General features: G+C 68.3%; 14 protein-coding genes. 12 read left to right on the top strand and 2 right to left on the bottom strand.

The window, feature by feature from the left end; all coding sequences use genetic code 11:
- The first annotated feature begins 16 nt into the window (after nt 1–16).
- The 10 genes from ruvC to CLV29_RS16130 all read left to right on the top strand — a co-directional run bounded on the left by ruvC (nt 17) and on the right by CLV29_RS16130 (nt 10,523).
- Nucleotides 17–601 carry a crossover junction endodeoxyribonuclease RuvC gene (ruvC, locus tag CLV29_RS05640; RefSeq protein WP_208292896.1) on the top strand — a complete coding sequence of 195 codons (585 nt, stop codon included), beginning with the start codon at nt 17–19 and terminating at the stop codon, nt 599–601.
- Nucleotides 598–1,194 (top strand): Holliday junction branch migration protein RuvA, encoded by a 597-nt coding sequence (gene ruvA, locus CLV29_RS05635; RefSeq protein ID WP_133754013.1) that lies wholly within the window; start codon nt 598–600, stop codon nt 1,192–1,194. The genes ruvC and ruvA overlap by 4 nt, the downstream gene beginning before the upstream one ends.
- A 231-nt stretch (nt 1,195–1,425) precedes the next feature.
- Nucleotides 1,426–2,463, top strand: a complete 1,038-nt coding sequence (ruvB, locus tag CLV29_RS05630) for a Holliday junction branch migration DNA helicase RuvB (protein ID WP_166649230.1) — start codon at nt 1,426–1,428, stop codon at nt 2,461–2,463.
- Between the two features lie 129 nt (nt 2,464–2,592).
- Nucleotides 2,593–3,090 (top strand): preprotein translocase subunit YajC, encoded by a 498-nt coding sequence (yajC, locus tag CLV29_RS05625; protein WP_133754012.1) that lies wholly within the window; start codon nt 2,593–2,595, stop codon nt 3,088–3,090.
- 25 nt (nt 3,091–3,115) lie between these two features.
- Entirely contained in the window at nt 3,116–4,729 is a 1,614-nt protein-coding gene (gene secD / locus CLV29_RS05620) for a protein translocase subunit SecD (RefSeq protein WP_133754011.1), read from the top strand.
- A gap of 1 nt (nt 4,730) precedes the next feature.
- Nucleotides 4,731–5,906 (top strand): protein translocase subunit SecF, encoded by a 1,176-nt coding sequence (secF, locus tag CLV29_RS05615; RefSeq protein ID WP_133754010.1) that lies wholly within the window; start codon nt 4,731–4,733, stop codon nt 5,904–5,906.
- Nucleotides 5,903–6,460: an adenine phosphoribosyltransferase gene (locus CLV29_RS05610; protein WP_133754009.1), complete on the top strand. Its 558-nt coding sequence runs from the start codon at nt 5,903–5,905 to the stop codon at nt 6,458–6,460. Before secF ends, CLV29_RS05610 begins: the two co-directional genes overlap by 4 nt.
- Before the next feature lie 2 nt (nt 6,461–6,462).
- The gene (locus CLV29_RS05605) at nt 6,463–7,575 is read left to right on the top strand and encodes a potassium channel family protein (protein WP_133754008.1); all 1,113 of its coding nucleotides are present in this window, start codon (nt 6,463–6,465) and stop codon (nt 7,573–7,575) included.
- A 297-nt stretch (nt 7,576–7,872) separates the two neighbouring features.
- Nucleotides 7,873–10,077: a RelA/SpoT family protein gene (locus CLV29_RS05600; RefSeq protein ID WP_133755057.1), complete on the top strand. Its 2,205-nt coding sequence runs from the start codon at nt 7,873–7,875 to the stop codon at nt 10,075–10,077.
- A gap of 302 nt (nt 10,078–10,379) precedes the next feature.
- Nucleotides 10,380–10,523: a hypothetical protein gene (locus CLV29_RS16130; RefSeq protein ID WP_166649143.1), complete on the top strand. Its 144-nt coding sequence runs from the start codon at nt 10,380–10,382 to the stop codon at nt 10,521–10,523.
- A gap of 346 nt (nt 10,524–10,869) precedes the next feature.
- Here the strand turns inward: CLV29_RS16130 and CLV29_RS05595 are convergent, their stop codons facing one another.
- The gene (locus CLV29_RS05595; RefSeq protein ID WP_208292765.1) at nt 10,870–11,538 is read right to left on the bottom strand and encodes a DedA family protein; all 669 of its coding nucleotides are present in this window, start codon (nt 11,536–11,538) and stop codon (nt 10,870–10,872) included.
- A 355-nt stretch (nt 11,539–11,893) separates the two neighbouring features.
- Nucleotides 11,894–13,252, bottom strand: a complete 1,359-nt coding sequence (locus CLV29_RS05590) for a DUF349 domain-containing protein (protein WP_133754007.1) — start codon at nt 13,250–13,252, stop codon at nt 11,894–11,896.
- 170 nt (nt 13,253–13,422) lie between these two features.
- On the opposite strand from CLV29_RS05590, the gene hisS reads away from it, so the two are divergent.
- Both hisS and CLV29_RS05580 read left to right on the top strand, forming a co-directional pair.
- Nucleotides 13,423–14,748, top strand: coding sequence for a histidine--tRNA ligase (gene hisS / locus CLV29_RS05585; protein WP_133754006.1), 1,326 nt, complete (start codon nt 13,423–13,425; stop codon nt 14,746–14,748).
- A gap of 94 nt (nt 14,749–14,842) precedes the next feature.
- A complete protein-coding gene (locus CLV29_RS05580; protein ID WP_133754005.1) occupies nt 14,843–16,255 on the top strand; it encodes a hypothetical protein in 1,413 nt (470 codons plus the stop codon).
- Nucleotides 16,256–16,405 lie beyond the last annotated feature (150 nt).

Below are 16,405 nucleotides of genomic sequence, written 5' to 3'. Positions count from 1 at the left end.
GGGACTGATGCGGGTGCTGGGGATCGATCCCGGTCTGACCCGCTGCGGGCTCGGCGTGGTCGAGGGCGGCCTCGGCCGGCCGCCGCGGCTGGTGGCGGTCGGTGTCGCCCGTACCGCCGCCGAACTACCCCCGGCCCGCCGGCTGGTGCAGATCGAGGCGGCACTGGAGGAATGGATCATCGAGTACCGCCCGGAGAAGGTCGCCGTGGAGCGGGTGTTCGCCCAGCACAATGTGCAGACCGTCGTCGGGACCGCGCAGGCCGCCGGGGTGGCGATGCTGGTGGCGGCACGCAAGGGCCTGCCGGTGGAGCTGCACACCCCGAGTGAGGTGAAGGCGGCGATCACCGGTTCCGGCCGGGCGGACAAGAAGCAGGTGGGGCAGATGGTGACCCGGATCCTGCAGCTCGACGCAGCCCCGAAGCCGGCCGATGCCGCCGATGCGCTGGCACTGGCGATCTGCCACATCTGGCGTGGCGGGGCAGCCAGTCGCTATGCCGAAGCTGCTGCTGCAGGTCCCGGCACCAACGGTTACGCCCAGGCCGTGGCCGAGGCCCGGCGGCGGCAGAACCCGTTGAGCAGAACCGATCGAGGAGTCCAGTGATAGCCCAGGTACGGGGAACCGTCGTCACCGTCGGCATGACCAGCGCCGTGATCGACGTCAACGGCTTCGGGATGGCGGTCCTGGTCACCCCGGCCACCGCCAGCGGGCTGCGGATCGGCACCGAGGTCACCCTGGCCACCTCCCTGGTGGTCCGAGAGGATTCGATGACCCTCTACGGATTCGCCGACGCCGCCGGGCGGGACCTCTTCGAGCTGCTGATCACCGCCAACGGCGTCGGCCCGAAACTGGCCCAGGCCGCTCTGGCCGTGCACGGACCGGACGACCTCCGGTTGGCCATCGCCGAAGCCGATCTCGCAGCATTGACCAAGGTGCCGGGGATCGGCAGGAAGGGGGCGGAGAAGATCTCCCTCGAACTGCGGGACAAGGTCGGGCCGCCGATCCGTACCGGACAATCGGTCGCATCCGAACCCGTCGACACCTGGCGCGACCAGGTGATGCTCGGGCTGCAGGGCCTCGGCTGGTCGGCGAAGGACGCCGAAGCCGCCTGCGACCGGGTCGCCGAGGACGCCACCGGCACCGAGTCGGTGGCCGAGCTGATGCGCGCGGCACTGCAGACCCTGGCACGCAAGTGAGTCGAAGGGCCCCCGGTCCGGTGTCGCCGCAGCTGTTCGGCAGCTTTCGCAGCTTCCGGCCCGGTGAGGGTGCAGGTGCTGCGGAACGGATCCGGGAGGGGTACGCGCCCCGCGCAGCAGATGCCGGGCCGTCGCAGGGTTCTTTGTCACAATGGCACGGTGTCTTCGGTGGGTGATTCCAACAGCGATCCCGATGCCGTCCGGCGGGATCCGGTGAATGCCGCCGACCCGATGGTCGATGCCCACGCCCAGCCCGACGAGGCAGCCGCCGAGGCGGCTCTGCGACCGCACACGCTGGCGGAGTTCCGCGGGCAGCCGCGGGTGGCAGAACAGCTCGGGTTGGTCCTCGCCGCGGCCAGGAACCGGGCCCACGTACCCGATCACGTGTTGCTGTCCGGGCCACCCGGACTGGGCAAGACCACCCTGGCCGGGATCATCGCCAACGAACTCGGGGTGCCGCTGCGGATCTCCTCGGGCCCGGCGATCCAGCACGCCGGTGACCTGGCGGCGATCCTGTCCGGCCTGGCCGAGGGGGAGGTCTTCTTCCTCGACGAGATCCACCGGATGTCGCGGGCCGCGGAGGAGATGCTCTACCTGGCGATGGAGGACTTCCGGGTGGACGTGATCGTCGGCAAGGGGCCGGGGGCGACCGCCATCCCGTTGCAGATCCCGCGTTTCACCATGGTCGGTGCGACCACTCGCGCCGGGCTGCTGCCCGGTCCGTTGCGGGACCGCTTCGGTTTCACCGCGCAGCTGGACTTCTACGCACCCGAGGCGCTGACCGAGATCGTCGTCACCTCCGCCCGCCGCCTGGGTGTCGGTCTGGATCCTGATGCGGCCGCCGAGATCGCCGGACGTTCCCGGGGCACCCCCCGGATCGCCAACCGGCTGCTGCGTCGGGTACGTGACTACGCCGCGGTGAAGGCCGATGGGCACATCACCCGCGAACTCGCCCGGGCGGCCCTGAAACTGTACGAGGTCGACGAACGCGGCCTCGACCGCCTCGACCGACGGGTCCTGGAATCACTGTGCACCCGCTTCGGCGGCGGACCGGTCGGCCTGTCGACCCTGGCCATCTCCGTCGGCGAGGAGGCCGAGACGGTCGAAGAGGTGGCAGAGCCGTTCCTGGTCCGCGAGGGGTTCTTGATGCGTACCCCCCGAGGGCGCGCAGCCACCCCCGCCGGCTGGGCCCACCTGGGGTTGACCCCGCCGTCGGCATCGCCCTCGCCGGCAGCCGGCGCGCCGAGCCTGTTCGACGGTGAGGATTAGCCGCGCCGTCGCCTCGGTGCGGCAATTCATCAATTGTCTGGGTAGACTCCCGCGGTCGGGGGAGGAAACTCCTCCGACGACATCTGTCCAGCGCCGACCGGCGTACCGATACACGACTGCAGGAGACCCATGAACCTCGAGAACCTGACCACTCTCGGGTTGATTGCGCTGATGGTCGTCGGCTTCTACTTCCTGATCATCCGGCCGACCAGGAACCGGCAGAAGGAACAGGCGAAGACCCTGGAGTCGGCCACCCCCGGGGTGTGGGTGATGACCACCACCGGCATCGTCGGCCGGATCCACCGCACCGGTGATCGGCAGGTGATGATCGAGATCGCCCCCGAGGTGTACATGACCGTCGTCCGGCAGGCGATCATGCAGGTCCTCCCCGACGAGCAGGCCAACGAATTCCTCGACCCCGACACGATGCTCGAGCGCGACCCCGAGTTCGACGACGACTTCGATGCTGACGACTCCGTCGACCGGTTCGACACCACCGACGAGCCCCTAACGAACGACACCTCGAGCGTCGACCCCCGGGCGACCGATCGATCCACCACCCGCGATTCCACCGACACCGCTGCCGAGGGATCCGGCGACACCGACGACAAGTCGACCGGTCGCTGAGACCGGGCGGGAAGGTAGCTGAGCTGTGGCAGCACGCAAGGTGCATCCGGTACGCACGCTGATCGTCTTCGCGGTCGTCGTGGCGGCCCTCTTCGGCAGTATGGCGGCACTGAAGGTCTGGACCCCGCGGCTGGGTCTGGACCTTCGTGGCGGTACCACCATCACGCTGACCGCCGAAAACGTCACCGGTGGTGGCCTGATCGACCCGAACAGCCTGGAACAGGCACGCAGCATCATCGAGCAGCGGGTGAACGGACTCGGAGTCGGCGAAGCCGAGATCACCACCTCCGGTGACCGGCAGATCGTGGTCGCGGTGCCGAACGTCGGCCAGGACGAACTGGTCGAACTCGTCGGCACCACCGCCCAGCTGCGGTTCCGGCCGGTCTACACGATGGAGTCGGTGACCCCGGCCGTCGATCCCAATGCCGAGCCGACCGCCGAGCCCGAGGACGGCAACAACCGGCCTGCCCCCGGCCTGCCGACCGCCCCACCGGAGCCACTGGCCCCGCGGCCGTCGACCGAGGGGGCCGAGGGGGCCACCGCACCGGACCAGGCGCTGGCCTGGCAGCCCTCGGAGCAGGACCTGTCCGACTTCGCCCAGTGGACCTGTGGCCAGGAGTTCCCCGACGTGGCCGACCAGCCACTGTTCTCCTGCGACGAGGCGGGCACCACCAAGTTCCTGCTCGGCCCGACCATCATCAGCGGCGAACAGGTGACCGACGCCCAGTCCGGCATCCCGCAGGGGCAGTTCGAGTGGGTCGTCAGCCTGGAGTTCAACAGCGAGGGTTCGGCGCAGTTCGAGGAGGCCACCCGCCAGCTGGCGGCCAAGTCCTCACCGCAGAACCAGTTCGCCATCGTGCTGGACGGCAACACCATCTCCGCCCCCTCGGTCGATCAGGCGATCCCCGGCGGGCAGGCGCAGATCTCCGGCAGCTTCACCCAGGCCAGTGCGGAGTCGTTGGCACAGGTGCTGCGCTACGGCGCGCTGCCGCTGTCCTTCACCGTCGACTCGGTCGACACCGTCTCCCCGACACTCGGCGCCGAACAGCTCAATGCGGGTCTGATCGCCGGTGCGGTCGGCCTGCTGATCGTGTTGGCCTACTGCGTGCTCTACTACCGCGCCCTGGCGCTGGTGGTGTTCAGCACCCTGTCCCTGGCGGCGGTGCTGACCTACCAGGCGATGGTGCTGCTGGGCCCGGTCACCGGTTTCGCGCTGAACCTGCCGGCCGTGGCCGGTGCGGTGGTGGCGATCGGTCTGACAGCCGACTCCTTCGTGATCTTCTACGCCAAGATCCGTGACGAGGTGCAGGCCGGCAGAACGCTCAGATCGGCGGTGGAGACCGGCTGGGACAAGTCGAAACGGACGATCCTGATCGCCAATGCGGTTTCCCTGCTCTCGGCGGTCGTGCTCTTCATCCTGGCCATCGGCGCGATCCGCGGGTTCGCCTTCACCCTGGCCCTGACCACGGTGATCGACCTGGCGGTGGCGTTCTGGTTCACCAAACCGCTGATGACGCTGCTGGCCAGGACCCAGTACTTCGGCTCCGGCAAGCACCGGTTCTCCGGTCTGAGTGCCGACCACATGGGTGTGCGGGGGCTGCCGGGTCGGCGACCCGCGACGGCCGGAGAGGAGGCCTGAGATGGCCAGGGAATCGACCGGACTGCTCGGCAAGTTCTGGAGCGGCAGGCTCGACTTCGAGTTCATCGCCAACCGTCGCCGCTGGTACATCGCCTCCGGCGTGCTGATCGCCATCTGCATCGTCGCGCTGCTCGCCCGCGGACTGAACCTGGGCATCGAGTTCACCGGTGGAGCTGCCTTCACCGCACCGGCGGCGAACACCGCCACCGCTGCCGAACAGGTCACCGAGGCGATCGACTCGACCGGGATCGTCGCCTCCAACGAGGTCACCGCGCAGATCGTCGGTGACAGCGTCCGGGCGCAGACCCCGTCGTTGACCACCGAGCAGACCCCGGTGATCCGCGACGCCATCGCGACCGCGCTGGGCATCTCGCCCGACGAGGTGGCCAGCAGCGTGATCGGCGCCTCCTGGGGTGATCAGGTCACCGATCGGGCACTGATCGCCCTGGTGATCTTCCTCGCCCTGGTGATGGTGATGATCGCGATCTACTTCCGCGACTGGAAGTACTCGATCGCCGCGATCGTCGCCCTGCTGCACGACCTGGTGATCACCATCGGTGTCTACGCCCTGGTCGGCTTCAGCGTCACCCCGACCACCGTCACCGCGGTGCTGACGATCCTCGGCTACTCGATCTACGACACCGTCGTGGTCTTCGACAAACTGCGGGAGAACACCGGGCGGGACACCAAGAAGACCTATGCCGAGAATGCGAATGCCGCGATCAACCAGGTGCTGATCCGGTCGTTGAACACCACCTTGATCGGTGTCCTGCCGGTCGCTGCGCTGCTGTTCGCCGGGTCGGTGCTGCTGGGCAGCGGACCATTGGCCGATGTCGGTCTGGCGCTGCTGGTCGGCATGCTCGCCGGCGCCTTCTCCTCGGTCTTCATCGCCACCCCGCTGGTGGTCGACCTGAAGCGCCGGGAGGCCGAGGTGGCCCGGAGCGATTCGAAGATCCTGCGCAAGCGCACCGACGCCGAACGCAAGCGCGCCGACGCCGATGCCCCGGCCGTGCACATCGACTCGACCACCGCCGACGGCGTACCGTCGGCTGCGTCGGTGCTCACCGTCGACCGGACCGAGGCCGAGAAGCTGTTGAAGGATGAGGGGCGGAGCACGGGCGCATCGGGGCGCCCGCAGCCGCGCAAGCAGACCCGAAGTGAGAGGAAGTCGCGATGACCTCACCTGCCCAGAGCAGCACCACCGGGAATCGGGGGTTGATCGCCGAGCTGATCCGCGACGTACCGGACTTCCCCAAGCCCGGCATCGTGTTCAAGGACATCACCCCGTTGCTGGCGCGTCCGTCCGGGTTGGCTGCCGCGGTCACCGAACTGGTCGCCGACTCTCCTCGCGACATCGACCTGGTGGTCGGTATGGAGGCCCGGGGCTTCATCTTCGGCGCACCGATCGCACTCGCCCTGGGGGCGGGTTTCGTACCGGTGCGCAAACCCGGCAAGCTGCCGGGGGAGACGGTCTCGGAGACCTTCGCCCTGGAATACGGCTCGGAGACCCTGAGCGTGCACGCCGATGCAATCGCACCCGGGTCCCGGGTGCTGATCGTGGACGACATCCTGGCCACCGGCGGCACCATCGCCGCCACGGCCAAGTTGCTGAACAGCCTGGGCGCCGACCTGGTGCATGTGGCCGTGTTGTTGGAGATCGCCGGGCTCGGTGGCCGGGAGCGCCTCGCCGAACAGGGCCTGGCTGACTTCTCGGCCGTCATCACCGGCTGACGATGGGCGTCGTCGCGGGCCGCAAGGGGGACTGGCGCAGTGAGCGGATCCTGGTCAACCTGCCGTTCCGTGACGCCTCACCGCTGCGGCAGCTGCTGGTCCGCGGGCTCATCGCGCTCGGCCTGCTGACCGTCTCCACCCTGCTGGTCTGGTTCGACCGGGACGCCTACACCGACAACTACGACGGTACGGTGACGCTGATCGACGCGATCTACTACTCGACGGTCACCGTCACCACCACCGGGTACGGCGACATCACCCCGATCGCTCCGCACTCGCGGCTGATCAACGCGATCGTCATCACGCCGTTGCGGATCGCCTTCCTGGTGCTGTTGGTCGGCACCACCTTGGAGGTGCTGGCCAATCAGGGCCGCCGGATCTGGATCGACAGCCACTGGAGGAAGAACATGCGCAATCACACGGTGGTGGTCGGTTACGGCACCAAGGGCCGCAGTGCGGTGGCCACGTTGAAACGCCACGAGTCCGACCTCGGCAAGGTGGTGGTGATCGACTCCAATCCGGTCGGCATCGAGGATGCCGCCTATGACGGGGTGGCCTCCATCCACGGTGACGGTACGCGGCGCGATGTGCTGCGGCGGGCCGAGATCTCCAAGGCCAAGGAGGTCATCATCACCTTGAACCGCGACGATGCGGCGATGCTCTGCACCTTGACGGTGCGGCAGCTGAATCCGAGCGCGCATGTCGTGGTGGCGGTCCGTGAGCAGGAGAACGGCTCGCTGCTGCGCCAGTCCGGTGCCGACTCGGTGGTCACCTCCTCCGATGCGGTGGGCCGGCTGCTCGGATTGTCCGCGGTCAGCCCCGACATCGGCACCACCATCGAGGATCTGCTCGCCTCCGGTGAGGGCCTGGAGGTCGCCGAGCGGCAGGTACGCCCCGATGAGGTGGGCAGGTCACCGCTGGAGGTCAACGGCGAGCAGGTCCTCGGCGTGGTCCGGAACAAGACCCTGCGCCGTTTCTACGACCCGTCGGTGAAGCAGTTGTCCACCGGTGACCAGCTGATCGTGGTCCGCCGCTCCGAGGCCGATGCCGCCCGCCAGCGTGCGGCCGGCTCGCCCGCGATGCGCGAAGGACATCAGCGCAGCGAACTCGACTGAGAGGTGTGATTCCGAGGCTGCGGATCTGCCTGTCGAGTCCCGACAGCGGCGGATTCCGGGGGATCGGTGACCCACCCCCAGCTGCTCGTCTGCTTGGGCAGTGTGATTCGCTACGCGGGAGTAGACTCAGGTGGTCACGAAGGGGGTTGCATGGCCGAACTGGGACGCGAGAGCGGTCAGGAGGAACTGCGGCGCGTCCCGACGCGTGACGCCCGACCGGTCGACATCCTCGCCGAACCGTTGTCGGAACCGACCCAGAGCAGGCTGAGCTCCGGTCCGGAACAACCACGGTTGCGGATGCGTCAGCGACTGGCCCGCCTCGGTGCCTCCCGGAGTCCGCAGATGGCGGTGCTGGACCCGCTGTTCAAGGTGATCCGCTCCCACCACCCGAAGGCCGACACGGCGCTGATCGAGCGCGCGTACCGTACCGCCGAGCACTACCACTCCGGACAGACCCGCAAGAGCGGCGACGCCTACATCACCCATCCGCTGGCGGTCACCACGATCCTCGCCGAGCTGGGCATGAACGAGCCCACACTGTGTGCAGCGCTGTTGCACGACACGGTGGAGGACACCTCCTACACCCTGGCCCAGCTGGAGGCCGATTTCGGTGCCGAGGTGGCCCAGCTGGTCGACGGGGTGACCAAGCTGGACAAGGTCCGCTACGGCGACTCGGCGAAGGCCGAGACGATCCGGAAGATGGTCATCGCGATGTCGCGGGACATCCGGGTGCTGGTGATCAAGCTCGCCGACCGGTTGCACAACATGCGTACCCTGCAGTTCCTGCGGCCCGACAAACAGCGCCGGATCGCTCGCGACACCCTCGACATCTTCGCCCCGCTGGCCCACCGACTGGGCATGAACACCGTCAAGTGGGAGCTGGAGGACCTGTCCTTCTCGGTGCTGCACCCGAAGATCTATGACGAGATCGTGCACCTGGTGGCCGAGCGGGCGCCGTCGCGGGAGAGCTTCCTGCGGGAGGTGACCGCGCAGGTGAATGCCGACCTGCGTGATGCCAAGATCAAGGCGACCGTGCAGGGACGACCCAAGCACTACTACTCGATCTACCAGAAGATGGTGGTCCGCGGGCGCGACTTCTCCGACATCTACGACCTGGTCGCCTTGCGGATCCTGGTCGACAACCCGCGCGACTGCTATGCCGCGCTGGGTGTGATGCATGTGCGCTGGAATCCGCTGCCCGGGCGGTTCAAGGACTACATCGCGGTCCCGAAGTTCAACATGTACCAGTCGCTGCACACGACCGTGCTGGGCCCGCGGGGCAAACCGGTCGAGCTGCAGATCCGTACCTGGGACATGCACCGCAAGGCCGAGTATGGTGTCGCCGCCCACTGGAAGTACAAGGAGGCGAAGAGAGCCGGTGAGTCCCAGGCCCTGCCCGGTGACGAACTGTCGTGGATCCGGTCGCTCACCGACTGGCAGTCCGAGACCTCGGACCCGAGCGAATTCCTCGACTCCCTGCGCTACGAGATCAACACCACCGAGGTCTACGCCTTCACCCCGAAGGGTGATGTGCAGGCGCTGCCGACCGGTGCCACCCCGGTCGACTTCGCCTTCGCCATCCACACCGAGGTCGGGTATCGCTGCATCGGTGCCCGGGTGAACGGTCGACTGGTGCCGCTGGAGTCGGCGCTGAGCAACGGCGACGTGGTCGAGATCCTCACCTCCAAGGCCGAGAACGCCGGCCCCAGCCGGGACTGGCTGCAGTTCGTCAAGAGCCCCCGGGCGCGGAACAAGATCCGGCAGTGGTTCACCCGCGAGCGCCGCGAGGAGGCGGTCGAGTCGGGCAAGGAGACGCTGGCCAAGGAGATCCGCAAGGCCGGGTTGTCGCGGCTGATGACCCAGGCCCATCTGGCAGAGGCAGCCACCTTCCACCGGTTGCGGGACGTCGACGCGCTGTATGCCGCGATCGGCGAGGGTACGGTCAGCGCCCAATCGGTGGTGCAACGCCTGGTCGGTCTGGAGAGTGCCGAGACCGAGGAGGACGAGACCGATTTCGCCGCCCCGAATCGCAGCTACCGCTCCGAACCGGGATCGGGGTCCGGGGTCGAGGTGGACGGCGCCGGCGACCTGTGGACCAAGTTGGCCAAATGCTGCACGCCGGTACCGGGTGACCCGATCATCGGCTTCGTCACCCGTGGCGCCGGGGTGTCGGTGCATCGCCGGGACTGTACGAACGCTGCCTCCCTGCTGGCCCAGCCCGAGCGGCTGGTGGATGTGCACTGGGCGCCGAATGCGCAGAGCAGGTTCCTGGTCTCCCTGCAGATCGAGGGCTTGGACCGGCACGGGTTGCTCTCCGACATCACCCGTTCGGTCACCGATCTGCATGTGTCCATCGTCTCGGCCAGCCTGACCACCAATCGGGACCGGGTCTGCAAGATCAAGATGAGCTTCGAGACCTCCGACCCGAAGCATCTGGATGCGCTGGCGAAGGCAATCCGCCGGGTCGAGGGTGTCTATGACGTGTTCCGGGTGACGTCTTAGCGGGTGACGCCTGGGAGGGACCGTTCGAGCTGTTGCCCGGGAGGTCCTTGGGCGCGAGGTGAAGACTCCCTCGTGAGGGGCGCAGGACCGTCGGGTGTCGCGCTCGTGGGGCGTCGATGACGGGTTTGCCGACTGTGGGTAGGCGAAGTGGTCGAGCATCCACGGGTGTCCCAGCGCGCGGGTGGGGAGTGAAACAAACGTCACACTCGATCGGCGAGATCGCCCGATCTGGGCGTTCTCGGCGGGGATGGGCGATCGAGTGTGACGTTTGTCTTGCTGACGTCGGGGTCCTTGCTGTCGCAATGCCTGGTGCCTGTGGGTTGCACCGCTGGGCGATCAACCCCGGTAACTACTTCTGCCGGCGCCACCAGCGGCATCGGGATGCGCTGGCGAAGGCGATCCGCCGGGTCGAGGGTGTCTATGACGTGTTCCGGGTGATGTCTTAAGGGATCGAGTTAAGGGATCGAGCTGTTGCCCGGGAGGTCCTTGGGCGCGAGGTGAAGACTCCCTCGTGAGGGGCGCAGGACCGTCGGGTGTCGCGCTCGTGGGGCGTCGATGACGGGTTTGCCGACTCTGGGTAGGCGAATTGGTCGAGCATCCACGGGTGTCCCAGCGCGCGGGTGGGGATTCAAACAAGCGTCACACTCGATCAGCGGAATCGCCTGATTTGGGCGTTTTCGGCGGGGACGGGTGATCGAGTGTGCGTTTGTCTTAGTTGACGTCGGGGCATGGTGGGGAAACGTCGGCCGGCTGCCGGTCTGTGGTCCGCGAAGCTCGCCGGTCCCGACGGTTTCAGGACTGGCTGATCGGCTCCTCGGCCTCGTGGGGGAGCCGCCGGCCCCGACGGCGTTGGACGACGGCGAAGATCCGGTCCACCACCACACCGAGCACGATCGCCACCGCCACGGCGAGGGCGGCGGCCAGCAGCGGCTCATCCTTGATCCAGTGCCCGGCCACGGCGCCGATACCTATCCCATAGGCCGCCCAGAGGACGGCCGCGACGAGCGTCAGCGCCACGAATCGGCGGCGCGGGTACCCGGTCGCGCCGGCCATCATGTTCACCGCCACCCGGCACCCCGGGATGTGCCGGGCCACCAGGATCATCATCGCCCCCCGGCGGTCCAGCGCCCGGCGAGCCCAGGCGAAGGTACGTTGCATCCGTGGCCCGCGGAGCCAGACCGGTCCCCGGTCGTCGCTGGGATGCACGACGTGGCCGATCTGGTAGGCGATGTTGTCCCCGGCCATCGCGCCACCGGCGGCGGCCAGGAACAGCAGGGCCAGTGACGGCTCTCTTGACGACATCGACAATGCCGCCAACGACACCACCAGGGACTCACTGGGTACGGGCGGGAAGAACCCGTCGATCGTGGTGAAGCCGAAGATCGCCAGGTAGACCCACCAGGTGCCAGCCACCGATTCGACTGCTGCGGTGATCTGATCCATCAAGCTGGCAAGGTCCACACCAGCGATTCAACCCGCTGAACGGCCGGAAGACCAGCGACTCAGGGATGAATCGACCCACCGTGCGGGCACATCGGCGGGGTTTGCGGCTGGTCCCGACGGGCGGGGCTGCGGCTGACGGTACGGGCGCAAGTTCGCCTGGGGCCAGACGGGCGGGACCGTCGACGGGCACAGAACAAACGTCACACTCGATCAGCGAAACCCGCGGATCTTGGCGCGTGGGGCGGGAAACGACGATCGAGTGTGACGTTTGTCTTGTGCCGACTCGCGAGGTCGACGGCGTTCGTCGCGTGCTCGTGTCGCGGTCGACAGACCGGTGGCGGTGACACGACCGGGCGTGGATCGCCCCAACGGCTCAGGCGGAGAAGTCGCGTACCGCCTTCTCGGCCTGTTCCAGCCAGGTCCTGTAGGTCTCGGCCGACTCCCGCGCCTTCTTTGCCGCCGAGGCATCCCCACGGGCCTCGGCCTTCGACGCCTTCGCCTCCAGCTCCTCGATCTGGTTGCGCAGCTTCGCCGCGGTGTCCTCGGCCCGGGCCCGCGCCTCGGGGTCGGTACGCTTCCACTCGGCCTGCTCCACCGAGCTCAGCGAACGTTCCATCGCCTTCACTCGCTGGTCCAGCGGCCGGATCGCCTCCCGCGGAACCTTGCCGATCTCCGACCAGCGCTCCAGGAACTCCCGGAAGGCCGCCCGGGATCCGCTCAGGTCCTCCTCCGGGCGTACCTTCGGCTCGTAGGTGGCGAGCAGTTCCTCCTTGGCCTTCTGGTTGGTGAGGAACTCCTCGTTCTGCTTGTCCAGCTCGGCATTGCGGGCACCGAAGAACTGATCCTGGATGCCGCGGAAACGTGCCCAGAGCTTGTCGTCGACCTCCCGGGGCGCGGGTCCGGCGGCCTTCCACCGGTTCATCAGCTCCCGGAAGGCGCCAGCGGTCGGGCCCCAGTCGGTGGAGGTGGCCAGTCCCTCGGCCTCGGCGATGATCCGTTCCTTGACCGTCTGCGCCTCCGCACGCTGCTTCGCCTGCTGGCTGAACTGGGCCTTGCGGCGCTTGGTGTAGCTGCTGCGGGCGGAGGAGAAACGGTGCCACAACTCGTCGTCGGTGGCCTTGTCGATGCGTGGCAGGGCACGCCACTCGTCCAGCAGTGCCCGGAACCGGTTGACCCCGCCACGCCAGTCGTTCCCGGCGGCCAGCTTCTCGGCCTCGGCGACCATCTTCTCCTTGGCCTGTTTGGCCTCGGCGATCGAGCGGGCCTTCTCCTCGCGCCGCTTGGCCTGGGCTTCCTCCAGGACCGGAGTCAGTGACTCCAGGCGGCGGCTCAGGGCGGCCAGATCGCCGACCGCGTTTGCCTCGGCGATGCTCTTGCGCAGGGCCGACGCCGATTTGCGTGCCTCATCGGGACCGACGGTGCCATTGCCCACCCGGGTCGACAGCAACTGCACCTCCAGGGCGAGCGCATCGAAGCGGCGGGTGAAGAAGGTCAGCGCCTCCTCCGGTGTCGCATCGGGAACCTGACCGACCGCCCGCTCACCGTCGTCGGTACGGACATAGACGGTGCCGTCGTCATCGACCCGGCCGAAGCTGCGGGGATCGGCGCTCCGCGCGCCATCGGCCGCGGCCGCCAGATTGGCCGGGGAGGACGCAGGTGTCGGCGCGGCAGCCCGGGTCGGCTTGTCGCTGGCCGGGGTCTGGCCGGGGTCTGGCACGTCGGACTCACTCATGAGGCCCATCTTGCCGTATTCACCGCCCGCCCGTTCGAGACCTGCAGGGCCCGGACGCTCCCGATCGCGCGGAATCGCCGGTACGGGCGCGGCCCCGGGCCTGCCGGACGACGAACTCGTCGGCGACGAAGGCGGAAACCGCTCGCGCCGGTGTCCTAGAGTTGGCCCTTGTGAATTCCCGTCCCAGAGCACTGTCCGGCTTCCCCGAGTTCCTTCCCGTAGGACGCATCGTGGAACAGCGTGTCCTGGACCTGCTGCGCCACGAGTTCGAGCTGCACGGTTTCGCGTCGCTGGAGACCCGCAGCGTGGAGCCGTTGTCGGTGCTGGCGGGCAAGGGGGAGATCGACAAGGAGGTCTATGCGGTACGCCGGCTGCACGCTGATGAGGCCACCGCCGACGAACTGGGCCTGCGCTACGACAACACCGTCCCCTTCGCCCGCTATGTGACCGAGTTCTCCGGGAAGCTGAACTTCCCCTTCCGTCGCTACCAGATCCAGAAGGTCTGGCGGGGGGAGCGCCCCCAGCAGGGCCGTTACCGCGAGTTCACCCAGGCCGATATCGACATCGTCGGCGCCGGTTCGCTGGCCACCCACCACGACCTGGAGATCCCGCTGGTGATGTTGGGTGCGTTCGCGCGGATGTCGGACGAACTGGGACTGCCGCCGGTGACCATGCACGTCTCCAACCGCAAGCTCGCCGAGGGCTACTACCGCGGGCTCGGCATCACCGAGACCGGTGCGGTGCTGCAGCGGATCGACAAACTGGACAAGATCGGACCGGAGAAGGTGGCAGCGCTGCTGACCGACGAGCTCGGTCTGGCCGCCGAGGTGGCCGACAAGTGCCTGGCCCTGGCCGAGATCCGGTCCGGTGGGGTCGAGTTGGCCGACCGGGTACGCGCGCTCGGGGTGGAACACGAACTGCTCGACGTGGGCCTGGCCGAGCTGACCGAGGTGGTGCAGACCGCGCAGACCTATCGCCCCGGACGACTGGTCGCCGACCTGCGGATCGCCCGCGGACTGGACTACTACACCGGCACCGTCTACGAGACCGTGCTCGAAGGCCATCCCGAGCTCGGTTCGATCTGCTCCGGCGGCCGCTACGACTCGCTGGCCGACGACGGCAAGCAGACCTATCCCGGTGTCGGCATCAGCGTCGGGGTCAGCCGGCTGCTGGGCCCGCTGGTCGCCGACGGTACGGCGAGTGCATCGCGCTCGGTGCCGAGCGTGGTGCTGGTGGCGGTGACCGACGAGGAGCAGCGCGGTGAGGCACTCGCCGTGGCCGCCGCACTGCGCGCCAACGACATCGCCACCGAGGTCGCACCGCGGGCGGACCGGTTCGGCAAGCAGATCCGCTATGCCGAACGCCGGGGGATCCCGTTCGTCTGGTTCGGCACCGATCAGGTGAAGGACATCCGCAGCGGCGAGCAGGTGCAGGCCGACCCCACGCGGTGGGAGCCGCCGGCAGCCGACCGTACCGCCACGGTGAAGCTGGGTTGAGCGGCCGCGAAGGACCCGGCGGATCCAAATCTGGTGGATCGGGCCCCTCGGTCAGTACGCTTCATCGCAGCATCCGTGAAGTGGGAGGAATCCGATGAATCAGCCACCCCAGCCGCCGCCAGGTGGACCGCAGTGGTCGCCCGGCTCCGCTGGAGGGAACGGTTCACCCGTCCCGCCCGGATACAACCAGTCGCAACCGCGGGGACCCCAGCAACCGGGTCAGCCCGGTGGCCAGGGAGACCCCGGGCAGTACGGCAACCCCGGCCAGCAGGGACAGTGGGGCCAGCAGGGACAGTGGGCTCGCCCCGGACAGCAGCCGAACACTCCGCCAGCGGGGCAGCCGAACTACCAGGGCCCGCAGCAACCGGGCCGGGCGCCGGGCCAACCCGGCCAGGGGTGGGGACCGGCCGCCGGAGCCGGTGCCGCCGGCTGGTCGGGCGGCAACCAGGGGCCCGGGGGTCCGGGACAGAACCCTCCCGGGCAACCGGGCGGTCCCGGACAGGCCGAGCAGCAGCCGAAGAAGAAGGTTTCCCGCAAGCTGCTCTTCGGGATCGGTGCCGGTGTGTTGGTGCTCGTCCTCGCCGTGGTTGCCGTCTTCGCCTATCAGCGGCACCAGGAACAGGTCGCGGCCGAACAGCATGCTGCCGACCTGGCGCAGCAGCGCACCGCGGTCACCGAGACGGTCAACGCCTACGGCCAGGCGCTGTCGGCCGGCAGTGCCGACGAGGTGCTGGGTATGTTGTCGGCCGAGCCGACCGACACCACCCTGCTCACCGACGAGGTGTTGGAGGCTGCCCGCGGGGACGAGCCGCTGACCATCTCCGACGTCCAGCCGACGGTCACCGACGACCTGAGCCAGGCCCGGGCCACCGCGGTGGTCGCGGCCGGTGGTGAGACCGCCGAGTGGGATCTGCAGTTGAGCCGCGCCGGTGAGGCGTGGCAGGTGACCAGCGAACTGCCGGTGCTGACCCTCGAGGGCGCCGATCCGGTGGAGGTGAACGGGGTCGAGGTGCAGGGCGGCTCGGCGCTGCCGGTCTTCCCCGGTGTGTACTCGATGGGTACCGGCACCGACCGCACGGCCTGGGAGAACGATTCGGCACTGGTGCTCGACCAGGCCGGCAGCACCTGGTCCAGCCAGCTGGCGCTGACCGACAAGGGGCGCAAGTTCATCATCGACGAGGGCAAGAAGGCGCTGGACTCCTGCGCCAAGAAGAAGGAGCTCGCGCCGCAGGGCTGTCCGATGGCGATCCAGGCCAGCGGCGGCCAGGAGGTGAACACCGACAGCATCAGCCGGACGATCAAGGGTGACCCCTGGGGCGGGGATATCGACGTGACCTATGCCCCCGATACCGCCTCCTTGCAGATCGAGGCTGACTGGGATTTCCAGGCCAGTGGCACCGTGAACGGTCAGCAGGCGACCTTCAGCCGGGCGCAGACCGGGAAGCAGACCTTCACGATGATCATGGACGGTGTCACCAGCGACAAGCCTGACATCGTCTGGTTCTAGTCGGGTCTGGTTCTAGCCGGGTCTGGTTCTAGTCGGTCCGGGGCGACCGGGCCGATCGACCCGGGAGCGATTCCGAGATGCGCCGATGGGGTCGACGGGCATAGCATCGAGATGCGCCCGTACCGTCGATACGGGGTGACCCGAGAGGAA

Origin of the sequence: Naumannella halotolerans (assembly GCF_004364645.1) — a bacterium.
GTDB classification, from domain to species: domain Bacteria; phylum Actinomycetota; class Actinomycetes; order Propionibacteriales; family Propionibacteriaceae; genus Naumannella; species Naumannella halotolerans.
The sequence above is the reverse complement of the archived record's forward strand: the minus strand, read 5'-3'. Positions and strand labels throughout refer to the sequence as shown.